The organism is Pseudomonas sp. 32_A, from assembly GCF_017490905.1.
Classification (GTDB): domain Bacteria; phylum Pseudomonadota; class Gammaproteobacteria; order Pseudomonadales; family Pseudomonadaceae; genus Aquipseudomonas; species Aquipseudomonas inefficax.
The window spans coordinates 1-1463 of the sequence record NZ_JAFGYI010000087.1 but is presented as its reverse complement, the minus strand read 5'-3'; the positions used below and the strand labels follow the sequence as shown (position 1 = coordinate 1463).

Here is a 1463-nt window from a genome sequence, read left to right as displayed (position 1 = left end):
CAGGCCGACGCTGATCAGCACCGCACCCCAGTGGCCGACCACATGCTCCAGCACGGCAGCCATCGACGGGTTCTGCAGCTTGGCCAGTTCCGGTTGGGTCATGATGCCCAGCGACAGTACGTTGACCAGCACCAGGAACAGCAGCACGGTAACGAAGCCGATGACCGTGGCCTTGCCCACGTCAGAGCGTTTTTCCGCCCGCGACGAGAAGATGCTCGCACCCTCGATGCCGATGAACACCCAAACGGTGACCAGCATCATGTTGCGCACCTGGTTCATCACGCTGCCAAGTTCTGGCGTGCCCACCGCCCAGATGTCGGCGGTGAAGATGTCGAGCTTGAAGGCGAACAGGCAGATCAGGGCAAACAGCAGCAGCGGCACCACCTTGGCCACGGTGGTGACCAGGTTGATGAACGCCGCTTCCTTGATGCCGCGCAGCACCAGGAAGTGCACCGCCCACAGCAGCACCGACGCGCCGATGATGGCGGCAGGGGTGTTGCCTTCGCCGAACACCGGGAAGTAGAAGCCCAAGGTGCTGAACAGCAGCACGAAGTAGCCGACGTTGCCCAGCCAGGCACTGATCCAGTAGCCCCAGGCCGAGGAGAAGCCCATGTAGTCGCCGAAACCGGCCTTGGCATAGGCATACACCCCCGAATCCAGCTCCGGCTTGCGGTTGGCCAGGGTCTGGAACACGAACGCCAGCGCCAGCATGCCAACAGCTGTGATGCCCCAGCCGATCAGCACCGCGCCCACATCGGCACGCGCCGCCATGTTCTGCGGCAACGAGAATATTCCACCACCAATCATCGAGCCGACCACCAATGCGATCAGCGCGCCCAGGCGCAGCTTCTGTCCCGGTTCGCTCATGAGCCTTCCTTTTTTTGCGCGCTGTCATGGGCTTGAAACAGCCATGCGATCCATTAAATGCTGTTACTTATAATGATCCTGATCAATGAAGCTATAGCACTAATAACTGCTTTGTCTATGGCCCTCATTGGTAAAAAATTAGCAGCTCCCGAGCAACTAGAAAAGAACCCGATAAAACTCGAAATTCTTGTGAAAAATTTGCGAAAGCGGCAAAAGCGGCTAGCTTCAAGCATCGCAGGCTGAACAGAGCGTTTGCTCTAGAAGGACATGGAGGTGCCAGCGTGCAAGGCTTGCAGCATAAGTTGTCGGCACTCTCCAGGAGCTTCGTGAAGGAATTTTCCTACTTCACGTCGCCATGAACTGACCCAAGTCAGCGAATGGCAGCGGCGTCGGATTTACTCTGTCGTCAACTTTCTCCTGGCAGGAGTTGTTAAATGTCTGATTCATCCGGAAAACTAAAGCTCGGCGCGTTAGTTGCACTTGTCGTCGGTTCGATGATTGGTGGCGGGATCTTCTCGCTGCCGCAAAACATGGCGGCCAGCGCAGGGGTTGGCGCTGTGCTGATCGGCTGGGCAATCACCGCGGTCGGCATGCTG

Annotated in this window: 1 protein-coding gene and 1 pseudogene; one reads left to right on the top strand and one right to left on the bottom strand. The window is 57.8% G+C overall.

Annotated elements, in window-relative coordinates; all coding sequences use genetic code 11:
* Positions 1-867: basic amino acid/polyamine antiporter (locus tag J5M58_RS25710; protein WP_207880110.1), on the bottom strand; the 867-nt coding region annotated here is incomplete at its 3' end.
* 434 nt (positions 868-1301) lie between these two features.
* Here J5M58_RS25710 and J5M58_RS25705 point away from each other — a divergent pair.
* A pseudogene (locus tag J5M58_RS25705) lies at positions 1302-1463 on the top strand (arginine-ornithine antiporter); the annotation flags it as partial.